Annotated in this window: 20 protein-coding genes and 1 riboswitch; of the genes, 5 read left to right on the top strand and 15 right to left on the bottom strand. The window is 71.4% G+C overall.

All coding sequences use genetic code 11. From position 1 onward, the window contains the following. Positions 1-115: 115 nt before the first annotated feature. From ACYQ1K_RS27115 to bioB, 5 genes are read right to left on the bottom strand one after another with little or no spacing between them, the layout of a single operon-like run. On the bottom strand, positions 116-1,330 hold the full coding sequence (locus ACYQ1K_RS27115) for a pyridoxal phosphate-dependent aminotransferase (RefSeq protein ID WP_459986744.1): 1,215 nt from the start codon (positions 1,328-1,330) through the stop codon (positions 116-118). 34 nt (positions 1,331-1,364) lie between these two features. After that, positions 1,365-2,060, bottom strand: coding sequence for a dethiobiotin synthase (bioD, locus tag ACYQ1K_RS27110; RefSeq protein ID WP_459986743.1), 696 nt, complete (start codon positions 2,058-2,060; stop codon positions 1,365-1,367). Next, the gene (locus ACYQ1K_RS27105) at positions 2,057-3,463 is read right to left on the bottom strand and encodes an 8-amino-7-oxononanoate synthase (protein WP_459986742.1); all 1,407 of its coding nucleotides are present in this window, start codon (positions 3,461-3,463) and stop codon (positions 2,057-2,059) included. The genes bioD and ACYQ1K_RS27105 overlap by 4 nt, the downstream gene beginning before the upstream one ends. Continuing rightward, positions 3,460-4,845, bottom strand: a complete 1,386-nt coding sequence (locus ACYQ1K_RS27100) for an adenosylmethionine--8-amino-7-oxononanoate transaminase (RefSeq protein ID WP_459986741.1) — start codon at positions 4,843-4,845, stop codon at positions 3,460-3,462. Before ACYQ1K_RS27100 ends, ACYQ1K_RS27105 begins: the two co-directional genes overlap by 4 nt. A 9-nt stretch (positions 4,846-4,854) precedes the next feature. Beyond that, the gene (gene bioB, locus ACYQ1K_RS27095) at positions 4,855-5,925 is read right to left on the bottom strand and encodes a biotin synthase BioB (RefSeq protein ID WP_459986740.1); all 1,071 of its coding nucleotides are present in this window, start codon (positions 5,923-5,925) and stop codon (positions 4,855-4,857) included. Between the two features lie 248 nt (positions 5,926-6,173). Here bioB and ACYQ1K_RS27090 point away from each other — a divergent pair, with 248 nt between their 5' ends. Both ACYQ1K_RS27090 and ACYQ1K_RS27085 read left to right on the top strand, forming a co-directional pair. After that, positions 6,174-6,419, top strand: a complete 246-nt coding sequence (locus ACYQ1K_RS27090; RefSeq protein WP_459986739.1) for a hypothetical protein — start codon at positions 6,174-6,176, stop codon at positions 6,417-6,419. Next, complete coding sequence (locus ACYQ1K_RS27085) at positions 6,416-6,619, top strand: hypothetical protein (RefSeq protein ID WP_459986738.1); 204 nt, start codon at positions 6,416-6,418, stop codon at positions 6,617-6,619. Before ACYQ1K_RS27090 ends, ACYQ1K_RS27085 begins: the two co-directional genes overlap by 4 nt. Before the next feature lie 108 nt (positions 6,620-6,727). On the opposite strand, the gene thiC is transcribed toward ACYQ1K_RS27085, so the two are convergent. The 9 genes from thiC to ACYQ1K_RS27040 all read right to left on the bottom strand — a co-directional run bounded on the left by thiC (position 6,728) and on the right by ACYQ1K_RS27040 (position 15,921). Further along, positions 6,728-8,455: a phosphomethylpyrimidine synthase ThiC gene (gene thiC / locus ACYQ1K_RS27080; protein ID WP_459986737.1), complete on the bottom strand. Its 1,728-nt coding sequence runs from the start codon at positions 8,453-8,455 to the stop codon at positions 6,728-6,730. Then, positions 8,452-9,342: a bifunctional hydroxymethylpyrimidine kinase/phosphomethylpyrimidine kinase gene (gene thiD, locus ACYQ1K_RS27075; protein WP_459986736.1), complete on the bottom strand. Its 891-nt coding sequence runs from the start codon at positions 9,340-9,342 to the stop codon at positions 8,452-8,454. The genes thiC and thiD overlap by 4 nt, the downstream gene beginning before the upstream one ends. Then, the gene (locus ACYQ1K_RS27070; RefSeq protein WP_459986735.1) at positions 9,339-10,073 is read right to left on the bottom strand and encodes a thiamine phosphate synthase; all 735 of its coding nucleotides are present in this window, start codon (positions 10,071-10,073) and stop codon (positions 9,339-9,341) included. The genes thiD and ACYQ1K_RS27070 overlap by 4 nt, the downstream gene beginning before the upstream one ends. Continuing rightward, a complete protein-coding gene (locus ACYQ1K_RS27065; protein WP_459986734.1) occupies positions 10,070-10,849 on the bottom strand; it encodes a thiazole synthase in 780 nt (259 codons plus the stop codon). The genes ACYQ1K_RS27070 and ACYQ1K_RS27065 overlap by 4 nt, the downstream gene beginning before the upstream one ends. Continuing rightward, the gene (thiS, locus tag ACYQ1K_RS27060; protein WP_459986733.1) at positions 10,842-11,048 is read right to left on the bottom strand and encodes a sulfur carrier protein ThiS; all 207 of its coding nucleotides are present in this window, start codon (positions 11,046-11,048) and stop codon (positions 10,842-10,844) included. The genes ACYQ1K_RS27065 and thiS overlap by 8 nt, the downstream gene beginning before the upstream one ends. Continuing rightward, the gene (gene thiO / locus ACYQ1K_RS27055) at positions 11,048-12,232 is read right to left on the bottom strand and encodes a glycine oxidase ThiO (protein ID WP_459986732.1); all 1,185 of its coding nucleotides are present in this window, start codon (positions 12,230-12,232) and stop codon (positions 11,048-11,050) included. Before thiO ends, thiS begins: the two co-directional genes overlap by 1 nt. After that, on the bottom strand, positions 12,232-12,834 hold the full coding sequence (thiE, locus tag ACYQ1K_RS27050) for a thiamine phosphate synthase (protein WP_459986731.1): 603 nt from the start codon (positions 12,832-12,834) through the stop codon (positions 12,232-12,234). Before thiE ends, thiO begins: the two co-directional genes overlap by 1 nt. Further along, positions 12,831-12,942: riboswitch (TPP riboswitch) on the bottom strand. Its footprint overlaps the gene before it by 4 nt. A gap of 118 nt (positions 12,943-13,060) precedes the next feature. Next, a complete protein-coding gene (gene exaC / locus ACYQ1K_RS27045; RefSeq protein WP_459986730.1) occupies positions 13,061-14,584 on the bottom strand; it encodes an acetaldehyde dehydrogenase ExaC in 1,524 nt (507 codons plus the stop codon). 134 nt (positions 14,585-14,718) lie between these two features. Next, complete coding sequence (locus ACYQ1K_RS27040; protein ID WP_459986729.1) at positions 14,719-15,921, bottom strand: GAF domain-containing protein; 1,203 nt, start codon at positions 15,919-15,921, stop codon at positions 14,719-14,721. 219 nt (positions 15,922-16,140) lie between these two features. Here ACYQ1K_RS27040 and ACYQ1K_RS27035 point away from each other — a divergent pair, with 219 nt between their 5' ends. The 3 genes from ACYQ1K_RS27035 (at position 16,141) to ACYQ1K_RS27025 (ending at position 20,848) form a co-directional block, all read left to right on the top strand. Continuing rightward, positions 16,141-17,481 (top strand): pyridoxal phosphate-dependent decarboxylase family protein, encoded by a 1,341-nt coding sequence (locus tag ACYQ1K_RS27035; protein WP_459986728.1) that lies wholly within the window; start codon positions 16,141-16,143, stop codon positions 17,479-17,481. A 90-nt stretch (positions 17,482-17,571) separates the two neighbouring features. Further along, a complete protein-coding gene (locus ACYQ1K_RS27030) occupies positions 17,572-20,043 on the top strand; it encodes a putative bifunctional diguanylate cyclase/phosphodiesterase (protein WP_459986727.1) in 2,472 nt (823 codons plus the stop codon). Between the two features lie 79 nt (positions 20,044-20,122). Continuing rightward, positions 20,123-20,848, top strand: coding sequence for a hypothetical protein (locus ACYQ1K_RS27025; RefSeq protein ID WP_459986726.1), 726 nt, complete (start codon positions 20,123-20,125; stop codon positions 20,846-20,848). A gap of 114 nt (positions 20,849-20,962) precedes the next feature. Here ACYQ1K_RS27025 and ACYQ1K_RS27020 read toward each other — a convergent pair. Further along, on the bottom strand, positions 20,963-21,817 hold an 855-nt coding region (locus tag ACYQ1K_RS27020), incomplete at its 5' end, for a Crp/Fnr family transcriptional regulator (protein WP_459986725.1).

The following is a 21,817-nucleotide window of genomic DNA, read 5'->3' as shown; positions in this document are numbered from 1 at the left end:
GCGCCACCACACCCTCGCCGACCACCCCGACCACACCATCGAACAACTCCGACCCGGACGCATCCGCATCAACCGACGCTGCTGAGAAGCCCGGGTTCATCTCCGAGCCACGAGCTCACCGCAAGGTGGCGAGGTGACTGGCGATGCGGCCGATGGCCTCTTCGAGCATCTCGACATCGGGCAGGGTGACGAGCCGGAAGTGGTCGGGCTCGAACCAGTTGAAGCCCGTGCCGTGCGTGACGAGGATCTTCTTCGATCGCAGCAGGCCGAGCACGAACTCCTCGTCGTCCTTGATCCCATAGACGTCGGGATCGAGCCGCGGGAAGCAGTAGAGCGCGCCGCTCGGCTTCACCGACGTCACGCCCGGGATCTCGTTGAGCATCCGGTGCGCGAGCATGCTCTGCTCATAGAAGCGACCGCCAGGGACGATGAGGTCCTGGATCGACTGGTAGCCGCCGAGCGCGGTCTGGATGGCGTGCTGGGCGGGGACGTTTGCGCACATCCGCATGTTCGCGATGAGAGTGAGACCCTCGAGGAAATCGGTCGCCATGTCCTTGGGACCGGAGATCATCACCCAGCCGGCGCGGTAGCCACAGACGCGGTAGGCCTTGGAGAGGCCGCTGAAGGTCAGGCAGAGCACGTCGTCGCCGGCGTACGTCGCGGCGTGATGATGCACCGCGCCGTCGAACAGGATCTTCTCGTAGATCTCGTCGGCGAAGACGACGAGCTCGTGCCGGCGGGCGATGTCGACCAGGCCCTTGACGACGTCCTCGCTGTAGACCGCGCCGGTCGGGTTGTTGGGGTTGATGATCACGATGGCGTGGGTGTTCTCGGTGATCTTCGACTCGATGTCGGCGAGGTCGGGGTTCCAGCCGTTGGCCTCGTCGCATCGGTAGTGCACCGCCGTGCCGCCCGAGAGGGTGACCTGGCCGGTCCACAGCGGATAGTCCGGCGCCGGGACGAGCACCTCGTTGCCGTCGTCGAGGAATGCCTGCAGCACCATGGTGATGAGCTCGGAGACGCCGTTGCCGATGAAGACATCGTCGACCTCGGTGTCCACCAGGCCGCGGGACTGGTAGTACTGCGCGACGGCCGTGCGCGCGGAGTAGATGCCGCGCGAGTCGGAGTAGCCCTGCGACATCGGCAGATGATGCGTCATGTCGGCGACGATCGCCTCGGGTGCCTCGAAGCCGAACGGGGCCGGGTTGCCGATGTTGAGCTTGAGGATCTTGTGGCCCTGCGCCTCCAGGCGGTGGGCCTCCTCGAGGATCGGACCCCGGACGTCGTATCGGACGTTCTGCAGCTTCTTGCTCTGGACGATGCGGCGCACGACGCTCAGTCTCCCAGCACGGATGCGGGTCCTCCTACACCGCCGCGCCCGCGAGCCACGCCGACGCGGCCCTCAGGAAGTCCGCGCGCTCGAGCGAGCCGGCTCCCTCGGGCACCAACCCGCGCAGCGGCACACGCGTGACCCGGGGAAGGTCCTCCCGGTTGCACTGCTCGGCGAGCCCAGGCTCCTGTGGCCAGGAGCCGATGACGAGGCCGGCGGGCTCATAGCCGCGAGCCCGCATCGCGGCGACCGTGAGCTCGGTGTGGTTGAGGGTGCCGAGTCCCGCGGCGACGACCACGACGAACGAGACCTCGACGTGCGCCTGCCGGTGGGCCAGTGCATCGGCGAGATCGAGCAGCGTCCCGCCATCGGTGTCGAGGCGGACGAGCAGCCCACCCGCACCCTCGACGAGCACGAGGTCGTGGGAGGCGGCGAGCCTGCCGATCGGCTCGGAATAGTCGGCGACGCGAGGGATCGTGATGCCGGCACGGCGCGCGGCCGTGTCGGGAGCGAGGGGTTCGTCGAGGCCGGTGTACTGGTGGACCTCGACACCGGTGAGCGTCTGGATGTCGCGCACATCGCAGTCGCCGTCGGCCAGTCCGGTCTGGGCGGGCTTGACGACGGTGACGCGCTCGCCGCGATCGAGGGCCTGTGCGGCGAGGGCTGCGGTGGCGATGGTCTTGCCGACGCCGGTATTGGTGCCGGTCACCACGACGATCCGGCCGGTCATCGGTTTCCTGCCGACGTCGATCGACGGCTGGCTCCACGGCTGGCTCCGGGACCGGCTCCACGGCTGGCTCCGGGGCCGGTTCCCTGGCCGGCCGCGTGCCCCCCTCCTTGCCCCGCTGCGTCGCTGCCTTCATGCCGGGCGCGGTGGGCGACGGCGTCGAGTGCCCTGACCGCCCGCTCCCAGTCCTCGGCTGACACGCCAGCGCTGGCGGTGACCCGCAACCGCGAGATGCCGTCGGGGACCGACGGCGGTCGGAAGCAACCGACGCGAATCCCATCGGCGAGCAGCTCCGCCTGGGCCGCGACGGCGGCGGCTGGGGAGGGCATGGGCACGGAGAGGACGGCGCCGGCCGGGCGCGCCATGTCGAGCCGACTGGCGAGCGCTCCGACGCGGGCGTGGATCCGGGCGGCGAGGTCGGGCTGCGCGCGGGCGATCCGAGCGGCGGCCAGCGCCGCTGCTGTGGCCGCGGGGTTCAGGCCGGTGTCGAAGATGACCGGCCGCGCCGTGTTGACCAGGTGCTGGATGAGGGCAGTCGGGCCGAGGATGGCGCCGCCCTGGCTGCCGAGGCTCTTCGACAGCGTCGCGGTCACGATCACGTCGGCCCGCCCGGCGAGCCCGCGTGCATGGACGAGCCCTGCGCCGTGGACGCCCACGCCGTGGGCCTCGTCGACGACGAGCCAGGCGCCGTGGTCACGGCAAGCATCGGCCAGATCGACGAGTGGGGCCTCGTCGCCGAGGACGGAGTAGATGGACTCGGCGAGGACGAGGGTTCGACGACCAGGGTGTGACTCGAGGGCAGTTCGGACGGCGGCGACGTCGTTGTGGCCGACCACCGTCAGCTGTGCGCGGGAGAGACGGACGGCATCGATGAGGGAGGCGTGGATGTGCGCGTCGGAGATGACGTGGGCGTCGCGGTCGGCGAGTGCGGAGACGAGGGCCAGGTTCGCGTGGTAGCCAGTCGAGCACACGAGCGCGGCCGGCTGGCCGAGCCAGTCGGCGAGCTCGGCCTCGAGCTCGCCGTGGAGGTCGAGAGTGCCGGTGACGAGCCGCGAGGCGCCTGCTCCACCGCCCCAGACGGAGGCGGCCTCGGCGGCGGCACGGCGTACGTCGGGGTGGCGGCTCAGTCCCAGGTAGTCGTTGCCGGCCAGATCGATGACCGGGTCTTTCGGACCTCGGGAGACGAGTCGCCGGGTCAGCCCGGCCTCGTCACGGGCGACCGCACGCTCCGCCAGCCAGTCGTCCCAGCCAGGGGTGCCGGTCTTCAGGCTTGGCGTCGGGTTCGTCGTCGGCTCGCCTCCCGGACGCGTCGGGCTGGTCTCGGTCTCCCCGTCGCACACGGCCTGCGGAGTGGTCGCAGCCTGCCGGGCGTCTGAGGTGAGCCGAGCTCGGAGTGCGGCGTTCATGCGACCTCCGCCGCCCGAGCGATGGCCCGGCAGATGCGGGCCGCGTCGGCGTCGTCGGTCGGGTAGGGCGGCATCGTGTAGATGAGGTCGCGGAACGGGCGGAGCCACACGCCCTCGTCGAGGGTGGCCTGGGTGGCCTTGGTGACGTCGACCGGGTGATCGAGCTGGACGACGCCGACCGCGCCGAGGGTGCGGACGTCCGCCACGCCGGGCGCGGTGCGCAGCGGCTCCAGCCCGGCGGTGAGGGCGGTGTTGAGGCGGCGTACGTCGGCACGCCAGTCGCGTCGCTCGAGCAGGTCGAGGCTGGCGAGCGCGACGGCGCAGGCCAGCGGGTTGCCCATGAACGTGGGCCCGTGCATGAGGACACCGGACTCGCTCGCCGAGATGCTGCGGGCGACGTCGGTGGTGGTGAGGACGGCGGCGAGGGTGAGGTAGCCGCCGGTCAGCGCCTTGCCGACGCACAGGATGTCGGGGGTGACCCGTTCGCTGACGAAGAGCTCGCCGGTGCGGCCGAAGCCGGTGGCGATCTCATCGAAGACCAGCACCAGGCCGTGCTCGTCGGCGACCTCACGCAGCACCCGCAGGCAGGCCCCGTCGTAGACGTGCATCCCGCCGGCGCCCTGCAGCAGCGGCTCGACGATGATCCCGGCGAGCTCGTGGGCGTGGTCGGCGGCGAGGCGGTGTACGCCGGCAGCCCATGCCTCGACGTCGCCGCCCGGCGCGGGTGGCTGGTCAGCGAAGAGGTGCTGGGGCAGCACGCCGGCGAACATCGAGTGCATCCCGCCGACGGGGTCGCACACGCTCATGCACCCGAAGGTGTCGCCGTGGTAGCCGCCGCGCACCGTCAGCAGGCGCGTGCGCTCCGGGCGGCCGAGGCCACGCTGGTGCTGCAGCACCATCTTGATGGCGACTTCGACGCTGACTGACCCGGAGTCGGCGAGGAAGACGTGCTGGAGCGGCTCGGGGGTCATCGCGACGAGCCGCTCGGCCAGACGCACGGCCGGCGCGTGGGTCAGCCCGCCGAACATCACGTGGCTCATCCGCTGGGACTGCTCGACGAGTGCAGCGTCGAGCTCCGGCACCCGGTAGCCGTGGATCGCCGACCACCACGACGACATCCCGTCGATCACCTCGACGCCGCCGCTGGTCGAGTAGGCCGTCCCCTCGCCGGTCGAGTAGGCCGTCCCCTCGCTGGTCGAGTAGGCCGTCCCCTCGCTGGTCGAGTAGGAGCGCAGCGACGTATCGAGACCCGCCAGCCTCAGCCGCACACCCTCGGCACCGGTCACCAGCCGCACGGGCGCGGGGTCCGTCATCGAGGTGTAGGGGTGCCAGACGTGCTCACGGTCGAAAGCGAGCAGACCGGCCACGCTGTGCGCGGGCACCGGCCGGGCTCACGCGTTGGCGGGAGCGGCGGTGCCGGCTCCGCGGTGCCGGATGGCGGGGTCGTGCCCGGGCTCGTCGGCCGGATCGTCGAACGCGTCCTCGGCGCCGAGGATGACGAAGCCGCTGTCGCGGAGCAGCTCGAGGTCGGCCTTGGCGTCCTGGCCCTCGGAGGTGAGGTAGTCGCCGAGGAAGATCGAGTTGGCGACCTGCAGAGCCAGGGGCTGAAGGGTGCGCAGGTGCATCTCGCGTCCGCCGGCGATGCGGATCTCCTTGTCGGGGCAGACGAACCGCGCCATGGCGAGGATCAGAACGGCGCGGATGGGGGAGAGGTCCCAGGTGTTCTCGTACGGCGTGCCGTCGAAGGGCATGAGGAAGTTGACCGGGATGGAGTCGGCATCGAGCGCCCTGAGGGCGAACAGCGCCTCGACCAGCTGCTCGTCGGTCTCCCCGAGTCCGGCGATGAGGCCGGAGCAGGGCGAGAGGCCGGCGGTCTTGGCCTTGCCGATGGTGTCGACCCGGTCGTCGTAGGTGTGGGTCTGGACGATGTTGTCGTGGTGCGACTCGGCGGTGTTGATGTTGTGGTTGTAGGCGTCGACTCCGGCGGCCTTGAGGCGCTCGGCCTGCCCGTCCTTGAGCAGCCCGAGGCAGGCGCACACCTCGACGTCGGGGTGCTCGCTCTTGAGCGCCTCGGTCATCGCGGTGACCTTGTCGATGTCACGGTCCGACGGTCCGCGTCCGGAGGAGACCATGCAGACCCGAGTCGCCCCGCCGCGCAGGCCGGCGCCGGCCTGCTTGAGGGTCTCGTCCTTGGAGAGCCAGGAGTACTTGAGGATCGGTGCGGTCGAGCCAAGGGCCTGGCTGCAGTAGTTGCAGTTCTCCTGGCACAGACCGGACTTGAGGTTGACCAGGTAGTTGACCTTGACCGTGTTGCCGAAGTGCCGCCGACGCAGTCGTCCTGCTGCCGCCACGACGTGCAGGAGGTCGGCGTCCTCGGCGCGGAGCACCGCCAGGGCCTCCTCCGGGGCGGCCGTCCCTCCGCCGAGGATCCGGTCGGCGAGCTGGTCGAACTGGTTCGTCATGCTGCTCCTCAAGGACTGAACGACGTTCAGGTGAACGGCGTTCAGGTTAGGGGCGAGCGGCGGGCCGTGACAACAGTGAGCCGGCGATGAGCGAGTTAAATCACGGCCCGCCGGTATGACCTTGTCGCGGGCTACGTAGTGCCGGGATACGTACCTATCCCAGTAGTTCTACGGCTGTCGCGAGGAGGTCGCCGTCGCATCCTGAGGAGGACGACGGAGCCGATGCCGCCGGAAAGGAAGTCACAGCGATGTCCACAGCAACGAACGGCGGCAGTCGACCGCTCGCCGTCCAACTGCGCCTGGCCCTCCTCGAGCTCGCGCGCCGCGAGGACGAGTGCGCCGCCGAGGAAGCAGCCACGCAGCCCTACTGGGCTCCGTGCCCGCCCACCGTCCAAGGCCACCGGGCAGCAGCAGCGGCCCTTCGCGATCGAGCCGACGAGCTCTTGGTCGCGGCTCGGCCGACCCTCACGCCCCTGACGGGAGACGCGGCATGAACTGGCACGTCATCACCGTCCCGAGGTCCGACCTCGGCCTGGCGCTGGGCGCGATCAGGTGGGGCGGTGGGACGGTGACCTCGACGAAGCTGGCCGGTCCTGACGTCGCCATCACCTATGTCACCGAAGTGATCTCGAGCGTCGTCCACGACATCCTGGCGGGCACCGGCTCCCACGTCGACGAGCCGAAGGCGAGCTGAGCCATGTGGATCTCGGTCGCCTCGATGCGCGACGTCGTCGTGACGCTGGTCCGAGGCCGGGCCCGCGTCTTCGGCCGCATCCGCTGACGCACTCGCAGCGCCTCGAGGTCACGGAGCGACGTACACGCTGGCTTCGAGCTCCAGGAACTCCCGTGACTTCGCGGCCATCCCATCGGCGGCCATGTCGGCAGCCACGCCGCCCAGTGAGCTCCCGAACCGGTCCCGGACGTCCTGGCTGATCCGCATCGAGCAGAACTTCGGGCCGCACATCGAGCAGAAGTGTGCGGTCTTGGCGTTCTCGGCCGGCAGGGTCTCGTCATGGAAGGCCTCGGCGGTGACGGGGTCGAGGGAGAGCGCGAACTGGTCGTGCCAGCGGAACTCGAACCGAGCACGAGACAGTGCGTCGTCCCAGTCGCGTGCGCCCGGGTGGCCCTTGGCGACATCGGCCGCATGGGCGGCGAGCTTGTAGGTGATGACGCCGGTCTTGACGTCGTCGCGGTCGGGCAGTCCGAGGTGCTCCTTGGGCGTGACGTAGCAGAGCATGGCAGTGCCGTGCATGGCGATCGTCGCCGCACCGATCGCCGAGGTGATGTGGTCGTAGCCGGGTGCGATGTCGGTGGCGAGCGGGCCGAGGGTGTAGAACGGCGCGCCGTGGCACCACTCCTGCTGGAGGCGGACGTTCTCCTCGACGAGGTGCAGCGGCACGTGGCCGGGGCCCTCGACCATGACCTGGACGTCGTAGGCCCAGGCGCGCTCCGTGAGCTCGGCCAGGGTGCGCAGCTCGGAGAGCTGAGCCTCGTCGTTGGCGTCGGCGGTCGAGCCGGGCCGAAGCCCGTCGCCGAGGGAGAAGCTCACGTCGTAGGCGGCGAAGATCTCGCACAGCTCGTCGAAGTGGGTGTAGAGGAAGTTCTCCTGGTGGTGGGCCAGGCACCAGCCAGCCATGATCGACCCGCCGCGGGAGACGATGCCCGTCACGCGGTCGGCGGTCATCGGGATGTAGCGCAACAGCACGCCGGCGTGGATCGTCATGTAGTCCACGCCCTGCTCGGCCTGCTCGATCACGGTGTCGCGGAAGATCTCCCAGGTCAGCTTGTCGGCCTCGCCGTCGACCTTCTCCAGCGCCTGGTAGATCGGGACGGTGCCGATCGGGACGGGGGAGTTGCGCAGGATCCACTCGCGCGTGGTGTGGATGTCGTCGCCGGTGGAGAGGTCCATCACCGTGTCGGCCCCCCAGGTGATCGCGTGGGTGAGCTTGTCGACCTCCTCCGCGATGCTCGAGGTGACGGCGCTGTTGCCGATGTTGGCGTTGATCTTCACCAGGAAGCGACGGCCGATGATCATCGGCTCCGTCTCGGGGTGGTTGACGTTGGCCGGGATGATGGCGCGCCCGGCGGCGACTTCGCTGCGGACCAGCTCGACGTCGCAGCCCTCGCGAGCGGCGACGTAGCGCATCTCGTCGGTGACGATGCCCTGGCGCGCGTAGTGCATCTGCGTGACGATGCGGTCGGTGGCCGCGCGCAACGGCGAGCGGCGGGTGCCGGTCCACTCCTGGCGCGCCTCGCCCCGGCGGAGGGCACCCTTGCCGTTGTCGCGCAGCTCGGTGGTGCGGCCGTCGTACGTCGCCGTGTCGCCGCGACCCGCGATCCACTCGGTGCGCAGGCCCGGCAGGCCGACCTCAGGGTCCGAGCCCGGCCCGGCCGTCGTGTAGCGGTCGAACGTCTCGCCATTGGTCAGCTGCACGCGTGTCACCGGCACGCGCAGGTCGCCGGTCTCGACGCGGGTGTGGGAGGGGTGGATCTGCTGGGTCTGCTGCGGGGCATCGATCTGCTGGGTCATGCGTGGACTCCTTCGTTCGAGGGCTGGGTGGGGATCTGAGGGGCCGCTGGCGCGGACGGCGTGGGTGAGGGTGGCGGCCTGGTGGGGACGGACGGCGTGGTGGGGATGGACGGCCTGGTGGGGATCGGCGGGACCAGGTGGGCGATGGGGCCTCGGCCGCGGCCGAGCGTCCAGCCCGCGGAGACGCGCAGCTGGGTGGCGGTGAAGTCGCCGGCGAGGCGTGCGGCGTCCGCCAGTTCCTGTCCGTGGGCGAGATGAGCTGCGAGCGCCGCGCTGAAGGTGCAGCCCGTGCCGTGGTCGTTGACAGTCTCGACCGGGTCGTGGGGAAGGTCGATCGGGTGTGCGCCGGGGATCTGCAGCACGTCGGTCGCGGTCTCGCTGCCGGTCAGCACGACCGGGACCGGCAGTGGTCCGAGGGCCTCGGCCTCCGCTCGGTTGGGGGTGACGACGCTCGCGAGCGGAACGAGCGCGTGTCGGTAGGCCTCGATCACGGCGTTGTCGGCGAACCTGACCCCTGTGGTCGCTCGCAGGACCGGGTCGACGACCAGTGGCAGCGGGGCACCGTGTCGGGCGGCGTGCTGCGTCAGCAGCCGAGCCACGAGCACGACCGCCGCGACGGACCCGAGCAGGCCGGTCTTGACCGCTGCGACGGGCAGGTCGGTCAGCACCGCGTCGAGCTGGGCCTCCAGGACGTCGACGGGGACGGCGTGGATGCGATGGACGGCGGTCGTGTCCTGGGCGGTGACGGTGGTGACGGCACAGGCGCCGTGGACGCCGAGAGCCGAGAACGTCGCCAGGTCAGCGGCGATGCCCGCCCCGCCGCCCGAGTCGGTGCCTGCGATGGTCAGCACGACCGGCGGGGTGGGGAAGCGCGCCGAGCTGGTCATGTGGTCACCGCCAGCAGGTCGCGTACGACGTCCTTCGGCGCGCTCGCGCGCATCACCGCGCCCATGACGGCAATGCCGTAGGCGCCGGCGTCGAGCATGGCGCCCGCGGAGCCGGAGGTGACGCCCCCGAGCGCATAGACGGGGATCGAGTGATCGCCGAGCTCCGTGAGGGGCAGCGGCGGGCCGTAGCCCGGCTTCGACGAGGTGGGGCCGACGGGGCCGAGCGTGGCGTACGCCGCTCCCTCCGCTGCCGCCGCGACGACCTCGGCCCGGGAGTGGCAGGAGCGCCCGAACAGGCCGGTGATCCCCGCGCCGACGCGAGCGTCGACCCCGGCGAGGGGCGCTGCGGCGATCCCCATCGAAGGCAGATGCGTCGCGACGGCTCCCTGTAGCGGACGGCGGGCGGCGATCACGGTCGCGCCGGTCGCCACGAGCGCCGCGGCGAGAGCGGCTCGGCGGTCGTCGGGAAGGTCGAGCTCGCGCAGCACCACATGGGTCAGGCCTGCCCCGACGCACTCACCGATCGTCCTGACCAGGCCGCGGCCCAATCGCAGCTGCGCGCGGTCGGTGAGGACGAGAAGCCGCGGCAGTGGGAGAAGACGTCTGACCGGAGGAAGACTCCCGACGGGGGCAAGGCCCCCGACCGGGGCAAGGCCGCCGACAGGGGGCACGCGGGGGATCTCCCCGCTCTCGGCAGCCGGCGGCGGCGTAGCGGGACCGGCGGCGCTCATGCGATCCGGCCTTCCATCGGGCTGGACGCCCGGGCGACGGTGAGCCGGGGGATCCGGCCGGCATGGCGTGCGGCGTGGCCGGCCTGCACGCCGAGCCGCAGCGCCTCCGCCATGGCGACCGGGTCGTCGGCTCGCGTGATGGCTGTGGCCGCGAGGACGGCGTCGCAGCCGAGCTCCATGGCGAGCGCCGCATCCGAGGCGGTGCCGACGCCGGCGTCCAGCACGACCGGCACGTCCACCGCGGCGACGACGGCCTCGACGGCGAAGGGGTTGAGGATGCCGCGGCCCGAGCCGATCGGGGAGCCGAGCGGCATCACGGCGGCGCACCCGGCATCGGCGAGGCGGCGCGCGAGAACGGCGTCGTCGGTCGTGTAGGGCAGCACCGTGAACCCACGGCGCACCAGCTGCTCGGCCGCCTCGAGCAGCTCGATCGCGTCGGGGAGCAGGGAGATCTCGTCGCCGATGACCTCGAGCTTGACCCACTCGGTCCCCAGTGCCTCGCGGGCGAGCTCGGCGGTCAGCACGGCCTCGCGGGCCGACGTGCAGCCGGCGGTGTTGGGCAGCAACCGCACGCCAGCCTCACGCAACACCGCCAGCATGCTGCCGTCGGCTTGGGACGAGGCGCGACGCATCGACACCGTCACCAGCCCTGGATCTGCCGCGCCGAGCACGTCCGGCAGGAGCTTGACCGATGCCAGCCCACCTGTGCCGAGCCACAGCCTCGAGGTGATCGCCTGGCCGGCGATCTCCAGTCCGGGCACGCCGTGCTCAGCCACCCTGCACCGCCGTGACGATGTCGACGCGGTCACCGGGTCGGAGCGCCTCGGTCTCCCACACACTGTGAGGCACCACGGCGTCGTTCACCGCGACGGCGACACCGCAGGCGCGGCGATCGCCGACGATCGCCTCGACGAGGTCGGCGACGGCGTCGGCGCCGGTCAGCGCATGCTCGGCGCCGTTGACGGTGAGGATCATCAGGAGTCTCCTTCGGGCGAGGGGGTCGGCTGGTGGGTCCGGTGCCGGGCGCGAGGAGGCCCGAGGCCGGGATCCGAGCGCAGAGCCGATGCATGGACGGGTTCGGAGGTGAGCTGCCCTGGGCAGGGTTCGGCGAAGCGGCAGGGTTCGGCGAAGCGGCGCGGGTCGAGCGCCGGCTCGACGTGCCCGCTCTCGAGGTGGTCGGCAACCAGCTGCGCGGTGAGCGGTGCCAGCAGGACCCCATGACGGAAGTGCCCCGCGGCCAGGACGACGCCCGGCTCACCGGACGGGCCGACGAGGGGCAGGTTGTCGAGGGTGCCGGGGCGATCACGGGCGGTGGCCTCGACGAACACGGCGCGGTCGAGTGCTGGGAGCAGCCGGCGCGCCGCGTCGAGCAGTCGCCAGACGCCGCCGGCCGTGACCGCGGCAGGCGCCTCGTGCTCCTCTTGGGTCGCACCGACGACGACCTCGCCGGTGGCGCGCGGCACGACATACACCTGCTCGCCTCGCACCCAGGCACGCACCGCATGGGCGGGCAGGTCGGACGGGTCGACCCGCAGCCGCAGGATCTCGCCGCGCACACCTCGGACGAGCCGTGCGTACGGCGCCGGCAGCGATGCTCCCGTCGCCAGCACGGTCACGTCCGGATCGAATCCGGCACCAACACCGAGGCCAGCCCCTGCAGCGACGTCGACGGGACTCGGATCTGCGACGACCGGCACCCGAGCCAGAAGAGCGGCGACGACCGCGCGTGGATCGACGCTGTGGTCGTCGGGGAGCCAGGCACCGCCCATGACACGACCGAGGCCCGGCTCGCGTCGCACGAGCTCGCGACGACTCAGCGAGTCGGCCCGCTCGCCGTGGTGCGCAGACAGCGCGACCTGGCGGTCGACCTGCTGGAGGTCGCCGGCGTCGACCCCGACGAGCAACGTGCCGTGGCGCAGGGGCACGCCGAGCCGATCGGCGTAGGCCGGCCATAGCCGCGCCGACCCCCGCCCGAGCGCGTGAAGCGGCTCCTCGCCGTGCCACAGCTCGCCGACGGGGCTGATCATGCCGGCGGCGGCGTAGGACGCCCCGGAGCCCGGTGCGGGATCGACGACCTCGACGCGGTGCCCTCGGCGGATGAGCTCGTCGGCGACGGCGAGCCCGATGATCCCGGCGCCGACCACCCGGACGCGGGTCATCACCAGACCGCCGCGACGAGCTCCTTCGCTGCCTGGACGGGATCCGGATCTCGCCAGATCGAGCCGATCACGGCGACACCGTGCGCGCCGGCCGCGCGTGCCTGCGCGGCACGGGCGGGGTCGATGCCGCCGATCGCCACCACGGGGAGTGCTCCCGTGGCCCGCGTCAGGCCTTCGAGACCGAGCGGATCGGGCAGCCCGATCTTGGAGCTGGTGGCGAACACCGGGCCGACACCGGCGTAGTCGGCACCGTCCGCGCGTGCGGTGACGACCGTCTCGCGGGTGCGGCAGGTCGCGCCGATGAGGAGAGCGGGTGCCATCGCCCGTGCATCGCGCACGGAGAGATCGTCGGCACCGAGGTGGACGCCGTCCGCACCGGCCGCCAGCGCGACGTCCACGCGGTCGTCGACCGTCACCGTGGCGCTCCCGACAGCGGCTCGGACGACCTGCGTCAGCGCGACCAGCTCCCGCGTGGTCGCGCCCTTGTCGCGGATCTGGAACCCGTCGATCCCGGCCGCAGCCAGGTCGGGCAGGAGGGTGAGGTCGTCACCGGCCGCCACGAGACAGAAGATGCGCGGCACAGGCCGCCAGAGGTTGCGCACGGGGTGCTCCTTCGCTTCCTTCGCCGGCATGACCCGGATCAGGTTCGACGGTCGGAGCGGCTCCAGCTCCCTCTCAGTCCGCTGCCGCGGACTCCCGTGGTGGATGACGCGACCCTAGCGCACATGGGCCGCCGCTCCGCCAGCCCCCTGTTCGATCGTCTCGGGTGGCGGACGCGATGTCCTGCCCGGGCGAGGGGACCTCGACCCGGGCAGGAGGAGGCCGCGATCAGAAGAATCCGAGCGGTTCGGGGGAGTAGGAGACGAGGAGGTTCTTGGTCTGCTGGTAGTGGTCGAGCATCATCTTGTGGGTCTCGCGGCCGATGCCGGACTGCTTGTAGCCGCCGAAGGCGGCGTGGGCGGGGTAGGCGTGGTAGCAGTTGGTCCAGACGCGGCCGGCCTGGATGTCGCGGCCGGCGCGGAAGGCTTGGGATCCGTCGCGGGACCAGACGCCCGCGCCGAGGCCGTAGAGGGTGTCGTTGGCGATCTTGAGGGCGTCAGCCTCGTCGTCGAAGCCGGTCAGGGAGACGACGGGGCCGAAGATCTCCTCCTGGAAGATCCGCATGGAGTTGCTGCCCTCGAAGACGGTCGGGGTCACGTAGTAGCCCTCGGCCAGGTCGCCGTCGAGGACGTTGCGCTCCCCGCCGGTGAGCACGCGGGCGCCCTCCTGCTTGCCGATGTCGATGTAGGACAAGATCTTCTCGAGCTGGTCGCTGCTGGCCTGGGCGCCGATCATGGTGGCCTCGTCGAGCGGGTTGCCCTGGGTGATCTTCTCGACGCGGGTGACGGCGTCGGCGACGAAGTCGCTGTAGATCGAGCTCTGCACGAGTGCGCGCGAGGGGCAGGTGCAGACTTCGCCCTGGTTGAGGGCGAACATGGCGAAGCCTTCGAGGGCCTTGTCGTAGAACGAGTCGTGCTGGCTCGCCACCGACTCGAAGAAGATGTTGGGGCTCTTCCCGCCGAGCTCGAGGGTGACGGGGATGATGTTCTGGCTGGCGTACTGCATGATCAGCCGCCCGGTGCTGGTCTCGCCGGTGAAGGCGACCTTGGCGACGCGGGGCGAGGAGGCCAGCGGCTTGCCGGCCTCGACGCCGAAGCCGTTGACGACGTTGAGGACGCCGGCTGGCAACAAGTCGGCGATCAGTTCGACGACCTTGAGGATGGACCAGGGGGTCTGCTCGGCGGGCTTGAGGATGACGCAGTTGCCAGCCGCGAGGGCTGGGGCGAGCTTCCACGTGGCCATGAGGATGGGGAAGTTCCACGGGATGATCTGTCCGACGACGCCGAGGGGCTCGTGGAAGTGGTAGGCGACGGTGTTCTCGTCGATCTCGCCGATGGTGCCCTCCTGGCCGCGGAGAACGCCGGCGAAGTAGCGGAAGTGGTCGACCGCGAGCGGGAGGTCGGCGGCCAGGGTCTCGCGGACCGGCTTGCCGTTCTCCCAGGTCTCGGCGACCGCGAGCATGGTGAGGTTCTGCTCGAGCCGGTCGGCGATCTGGAGCAGGAGATTCGAGCGCTCGGTGGTCGAGCTCTTCGCCCATGAGGGGAAGGCGGCGTGGGCGGCGTCGAGGGCGGCGTCGATGTCGGCCGCGGTGCCGCGGGCGATCTCGGTGAACGGCTTGCCGTTGACCGGCGAGATGTCCTCGAAGTAGTCGCCACCGATCGGTGCGACCCACTCGCCGCCGATGAAGTGGCCGTAGCGGGGCTGCAGGGTGACGAGCGAGTCGGGCTGGCCGGGTGCTGCGTAGACGGTCATGAGGTGCTCCCTGTGGTTCGTGGGCGACGTCGCTTGTGACGCCGGTCACGCCACGCTAGGGAGCAGGACGTTGCATCGACGTTGCACTCACCTTGCACTCACCTGGCACGTCACCTGGCACGTCACCTGGCACGTCACCTGGCGCAGCCGAGCTCGCGGTCGAGCCGGGCCAGCTGACCGTCGGCCAGTGCCCACAGCGGCGATCGCGGGTTGAGCAGGTCGCGCTGCCGCAGCCAGACCTCGTGGTCGTCGCCGCCCCAGGACGACCGGGTCCAGGCCGACATCAGGTCCGGCCGTCCGGAGTGCAGGACCGCGGCGCGCAGCTGGCCGGTCAGCGCCTCGCGCAGCCGCACCACACCGGGGGCGACCGATCTGGGGAGCAGCGGTCCGCGGAAGCGGCGTACCGCCCCGGCGACGTCGCCGGCGGCCAGGCGTGCCTCGACGCCGAGCCAGTCGCCCTCGACATCAGCGCACAGCCGGTAGGGGCGCGAGGCCAGCAGGTCCCCGCCGAGCAGGTGCCGGAGCCGGTTCAGCTCGGCGCGCAGGGTGGAGGAGCCGCCGTCGTCCTCATAGAGCAGCACGCCCAGCTCGTCGCCGGAGAGGCCCTGTGGAGCGCTCGCAAGCAGCAGGAGCAGCTCGCTGTGCCGCGGCGAGAGCCGGACCTTGCCTCGAGGAGCGGTGCGGTCGGCGATGGTCAGCAGGGCGTCGTTGCGACCCAGCGCCTCGATCCGCAGGCGACCTCGCCCGGAGCCGACCGGATCGGCGGCCGGCAGCAGCCGGTCACGGGCCAGCTCGGACTCGGCCAGGCGCACCGCCGCCCGCACGAGCGCCATCGTCTGAGGGACCACGATCGCGTCGCCACCCGTGACGTCGAGGATGCCGAGCACCTCGGACGTGCCCGGGTCGTGGATCGGTGCCGCAGCACAGCTCCAGCCGCGCACGGCGCGGCGGAAGTGCTCGGTCCGCACCACGCTGACCGGCTGGTCCAACCGCAGCGCCAGGCCCGGAGCGTTGGTGCCGGCGAGTCGCTCGTCCCAGTTGCTGCCCTCGACGAACCCGATGTCCTCGGCGCGTCGCAACGCCGGCCTGGAGCCGCACACCCACAGCAGCTGGCCGGCCTCGTCCGCGACCGCCATGATCGCATCGCAGTCGCGGGCGGCCTGGCCGAGCACGTCGTCGAGCAGGGGGAAGACCTGCGCGAGCGGATGTGCGCCCCGCAAGGCCCGCAGGTCGTCGCCCTCGAGGGTGATCGGCGCCGTGGTCTCCTCCGCCGGCACCCCTGCCGCCGCGGAGCGGTGCCACGACTCGACGACCTCGGCACGCATGCTGGTCCGCATCGCCGGAGTATGCCGGTCACCACGTTGCAAGAAGGTTGCCACCAGGTCGGACCGGCGGCCCGGCAGGTCGCCACCACGTGGCGGACCGGCCGAGGCAGGAGGCAGCCCGGTGGCACGACGCGCGGATGAGCGACCCCTGCACGCGTGCGTACGCCGGGCACGAGACCATCTGTTCTCGTGGACTCCTCATCTCCTCGGGACGCATGCCGATGGGCCGACATGCACGAGTTCGTCGAGCGCGACCGAGAGGTGCTCGAGAGCGTCGCCGAGTGGATCGCGGGACGGCTCTCCAACCGGCCGGTCGTCGCGCCTCACGAGGACGGCGACCGCGTTGCTCTGCCGCCGCTGACGGGCGAGGGGGTGGGCATCGAGGCGGCGTGGGCCTGTCTGCGAGACACGGTCCTCCCCACCGCGTTCCCGACCGACCATCCCCGCTATCTCGCTTTCGTCGGCGGAGCGCCTGCTCCTGCCGCGGTGATCGCCGATGCGGCTCTGTCGGCCGCGTCGGTCTACGGCGGCAGCGAGCTCGAGGCGGGGGCCGTGGTGGCCGCGGAGCGAGCGGCGATCGGCTGGCTGTGCTGCGTCCTGGGCTACCCCGAGACGGCGCACGGCGCCTTCGTCAGCGGTGGCTCGATGGCGAACCTCAGCGCTCTGGTGGCCGCTCGGCACGGCCGCGTCGCGGCGTCGGGACGACCTCCGGGCGTCGTCGTGGCGGGTGCCTCGGCGCACTCCTCGGTCCGGTCCGCGGCGACGATCATGGGCTGCCGCGTGGAGGTCGCGGGCACACCGGATGCGGTCTTGACGGCCGCCGACCTGGACCCGGTCCTCGACGCACTCGACCCCGCAGACGTCGTCGCCGTCGTCGTCAGTGCCGGCGCGACGAACACCGGAGCGGTCGACGCGCTGGCCGAGATCGCGGACACCTGCGGTCGACGAGGCATCTGGCTCCACGTGGACGCCGCGTACGGCGGTCCCGCGATGCTCGCACCGGCGTGCCGGTCGGTCTTTGCCGGCATCGACCGGGCCGACTCGGTCACGATCGACCCGCACAAGTGGCTCTTCACGCCGTTCGACTGCGCCGCGGTGCTCTACCGCGAGCCCGCGCAGGCGCTCGCGGCACACCGCCAGCACGCCCACTACCTCGACTCGGTCAACGGGGAGGACGTCGACAACCCCTCCGACTACGCGGTCCACCTGACCCGCCGGGCCCGGGGGCTGCCGCTGTGGGCGTCGCTGATGGCGAACGGGACCGACTCCTATGTCGACTCGGTCGAGCAGTGCCTCGGGCTGGCGGCGTACGCCGTCAAGCAGATCGAGGCGAGCCCGGTCATGGAGCTCGCCACGGACTCGCATCTGTCCGTGGTGCTCTTCCGGAGAGCCGGATGGCGGGCCGAGGACTATGCGCGCTGGTCGCACGACGCGCGGGTCAGCGGCCTCGGGCTCGTCACGCCGACGACGTTCGCCGGACAGACCGTGCTTCGCCTCTGCTTCGTCAATCCGCTGACCACGGACGCGGATGTTGACATGATTCTGACAAGCCTGGAAGGCAACGATGTCTGAGCCGAGACGCGCCTCGCGCAGTTGTGTGGCATCGCTCAACTCCGGAGACCAGGTGCCGACAGGACAGACGGCATCCAGAGCGGGGGACACATGAGACGCAGTGCCACGAGTGCCGGTCCGAGCTCCAACGCGCCCTCGGACGCCTCGAGCCCCGGCTCGAGCGGGGGATCCGGCGGCCACCGCACGTCGGACGCGGAGACCGCCCCGCGACGGCGGACGGCTGCCCTCCATCGAGCGGTCGCGCGTCTGTCGTGGATCGTCCTGGTCGGCGGGGTGGTGGCCAACCAGATCGCCGAGACAGCGTCCTACCAGACGAGCCAGGCGATCCTCCTGACGACGCTGAGCGTCTTCTTCCCCCTGCTGGTGCTGCGGCTGGCCCTCGCGGCGCGGCTCTATCGCAAGCGCCGGCTTCCGCTGTTGCTGCTGCTCGCCGCGGTGGCCACCTGGTCGCTGGGCTCGATGGCGGTCAACGCGGCAAGCCTGGAGGAGCAGGCGCACTTCCCGGCACCGGGTGAGTGGCTGTTCCTGGCCTCCTACCTCGGGATGGCCGGCTACCTCATCATGGATGTCGACCGGCGGCAGCTGCGTCCCACCCGCGCCTGGCTCGACATCGCGGTGATCTGCGGCGGGACGTCCTGCCTCGCGTCCCTGCTCCTGGTGACCCCGATCCGCCTGGCCTCCGGCGCGGAGGGCCTCTCGCTGCTGCTGGCTCTCATGTATCCCCTCGCGGACATGGCCTTGGCCATGCTCGTGCTCGGGCAGTCGTTGCTCTCGGCCCGCACCGACCAGCGCAAGGCGGTGATGCTCGGCGCGGCGTTCGTGATGCTCGCCTGCGCCGACTCGGGCTTCGCGATGCAGGTCTCGGCGCCGACCTATGACTGGGGGAACCTCAGCAACGCCTTGTGGGGCGGCGCGTGGGCGCTCCTCGTCGCGGCAGCCTGCCGGCCTGAGCAACGGGTGATCCGCGTGATCCCGAAGGCACCCGGCACCTGGCTGCTGGTCACCGCCGGCACCGTGGCGCTGGCCGTCCTCACGATCCGGCCCGACGACACGCTCGCCTTCTACACCGTGCCGCCGGCGGTGCTGACACTGGTCGCGGTGGGTGCCCGGATGGTGCTCGCTCTGCGCGACGCCAACAGGGCCGCCGAGGCGTTCGCACTCTCGCAGACCGACGACCTGACGAAGCTGCCGAACCGGCGCGCGGTCCGCGGCCGGCTCTCGGAGTCCCTGACCGACCGGCAGCCGATGGCGCTGATGCTGCTCGACCTCGACGGGTTCAAGGAGGTCAACGACGCGCTGGGTCACCATGCGGGCGACGTGGTGCTGAAGTTCGTGGCGGTCCGGATGCAGGAGGCGCTCGGCAGCGACGCCATGGTCGCCCGCCTCGGCGGTGACGAGTTCGCGATCCTGCTGCCGACGGCGGACCAGCTCGAGCTGGCGGAGACGGCCCAGGGGCTACTGCGGGAGCTGGCGGAGCCCATCGTCGTCGACGGAATCGAGATCAGCCCGTCCGGATCGATCGGCATCACGGTCGTGCAGGACGACGACACCGACAGCAACGAGGTGCTGCGCCGGGCTGACGTGGCGATGTACCAGGCGAAGAGCTCCCGGTCGGGCGCGGCGCTGTACGACGCCCACCTCGATGAGTTCTCGCGCTCGCGTCTCCAGCTCGCCGAGGACCTGCGCAAGGGCATCGCCGACGGGCAGATCGAGGTCTGGTACCAACCTCAGGTCGACGCCGCGACCATGCGGGTCCACGCGCTGGAGGCCCTGGTGCGTTGGCGTCACCCCACCCAGGGCCTGCTCAGCCCCGTCGCGTTCCTTCCCGCGGCCCGTCGGGTCGGTCTCATGGGCATGCTCTCCGACAGCATCGCCCGGCAGGCCGTGAGCGACCTGAAGCGACTGCTCGCCGCCGGGCTGGACATCCGGATGGCGATCAACTGCGCGCCGCCGGAGCTCCTCAGCCAGACCTTCCTGCCGCGGCTCTACAGCGCGGTGCAGGAGTGGAACGTGCCCGCCGAGCGGCTGGTCCTCGAGGTCACCGAGGACTCCTTCCTCGCCGACCCGCAGCGTGCTCGGGAGATCCTGCTCGAGCTCCGCGACCAAGGGATCCAGGTCTCGATCGACGACTACGGGACCGGGTTCTCCTCGCTGGCCTACCTGCGCAACCTGCCGGTGCAGGAGCTGAAGATCGATCGGTCCCTCATCCGCGACGTCGCGACGGACGACCGGAGCCGGATGATCGTCGCGTCCACGATCCAGCTCGCCCACGCGCTCGACATGCGCACCGTGGCCGAGGGTGTGGAGGACCGCACCGACCTGACCAAGCTCGTCACCATGGGCGTCGACAGCCTGCAGGGCTACCACGTCGCCCGGCCCATGCCGGCGGCCGAGGTCGAGCAGTGGGTGCAGGACTGGACCACGACGGCCGCGTTGTTCGGGAGCGACGACGGCCAGGACGCGTCCACGCCTGCGGGGCCTGAGAACGTCCGCGCCAGCCGGGTGCGCGGCCCACGGAACCCCTGGGGGAGCGCCGGCGAGGAGTCGGCGCAGGGGCTGTGACGACTAGACCTCTGCGGACAGCGCGACCCACGGTCGGCTAGCCTCGGGGGGCAACGCCTCCGAGTCAGGGGAGATCTCGATGAACGGCACACCACTGCGCTTCGTCTTCGACCCTGTCGGAGTTGAGCTCGAGGCGGCGCTGGAGTGTGAGGCCGAGGTCTTCCTGAGCACCTATGGCAACACGACCGAGGAGTTCGACGCCGAGTACGGTCCGTATGCGGCCGACACCGGCTTCATGACGGTGCTGGACGAGACGGGCATGGCGCTGGCCACCACGCGGTTCATCGCGCCGGGCCCCGCGGGGCTCAAGACCCTCAACGACGTCGCGCGGGCCCCCTGGGGCATCGACGGCCTGCGTTCGGCGCGGGCCGCCGGCATCGACCCCGAGCGCGCCTGGGACATCTCCACGATCGCCGTACGGCGCGCGCCCGGCCGGACGTCGCTCTGCTCCGCCGCGCTCTACCACGGAATCGTCACCTCAACCCGGGCCAACGGCATCGACTTCGCCGTGATGATCATGGACGCCCGCGCGCGCCGGCTGCTCTCCGCCGCCGGGCTGCAGCCGAACGTGCTCCCCGGCACCGGGCCGGGGGAGTACCTCGGCTCGCCGCAGAGCACTCCGCTGTGGGCCAACCTGGAGCGCATGTTCGACCAGCAGCGTCGCATGAACCCCGACGCGCACCGCCTCATGTACCACGCCAACGGTCTCGACGGCATCACGCTCCCGACCGACTGGACGTGGCACCGGCGCGCCCTCGCCGGGTCACGCAGCCACGACGCGCCCCGGGAGCCTGCGTTCGTCTGACCTCTCCTTGTTCGACAGCCGGGCCGTTCCTTGCGGCTTGCGAGCGCGACACGCCGGTGTCTCCGGCGGGTCGCTCTGATCAGGCGCACCGGGGGGCCGCGGTTCGACGCCCGCTCAGCCGGCTTCGCCGATCTCCCACAGGTGGGCGCAGGCGCGCCAGTCGCCGAGGACACAGGCGGCGTGTGGGTGTGAGGTCACGAGATCCCACAGCGTGCTCTCGTGCCGACGAAGCCGGTGGAGGGGCCGTTGGGAGAGCTCCGGCAGGCCGCGAGAGGCGAAGGCGTTGAGCGCCGTCACGTCCAGCTCCACGTCCGGCCGACCGAGGCGCCGGCACCAGCCGCGTCGCTCGAAGACCCCGCACGCCGTGCTGAGCACCGACGTGTTGCAGCCGACGATCCGGGCGAGGCTCTTCCTGGTCAGGTGCGCGAGCGCCGATCCTTCCTGCCCGTGCGCCTCTTCGGCCCACACGTCGACCAGCTGCTCGGCGACGCGCTGGGGCACCGATTGCGTACGCCGCCTCCACGCCGCGTCCTGCTGCTGACGGGTGCTCGCCGCGAGCACCGACATCACCGCGCCGAGGAGAGGCGCAGGTGTGGTCTCGGATGCGGGCGCCACGTCGACCCAGGTGATGCGGGTCGGGACGAGCGCCTCGAGCATCGCCGAGCGACCGAGGCCGCGATGACCGATCAGACCGTCCACGCCGATGACCGCGCCCGCGCCGCGGACCTCGATCACCGCCTCCTGCTCACGAGAGTCCCGCCGGACGACCGCGACGAGCCCTGCCTCGACGCGACCCAGCCGGCTCTCCCGCCGAGCGGGTCCGATCCGCGCTCCCACCGGCAGCACGGATGTCTCCAGCGGCCGCGCCGGCATCTGCACCGGCATCGGCACGGGCGACGTCGCCGTCAGTGCCGCCACCGCACGCTCGTGCACCGACCCTGCCGCGGGCCACTGCGCGTGCGTGCTCAT

This window comes from Nocardioides sp. AN3 (assembly GCF_054653495.1).
This window is presented reverse-complemented; position numbering and strand designations above follow the sequence as displayed.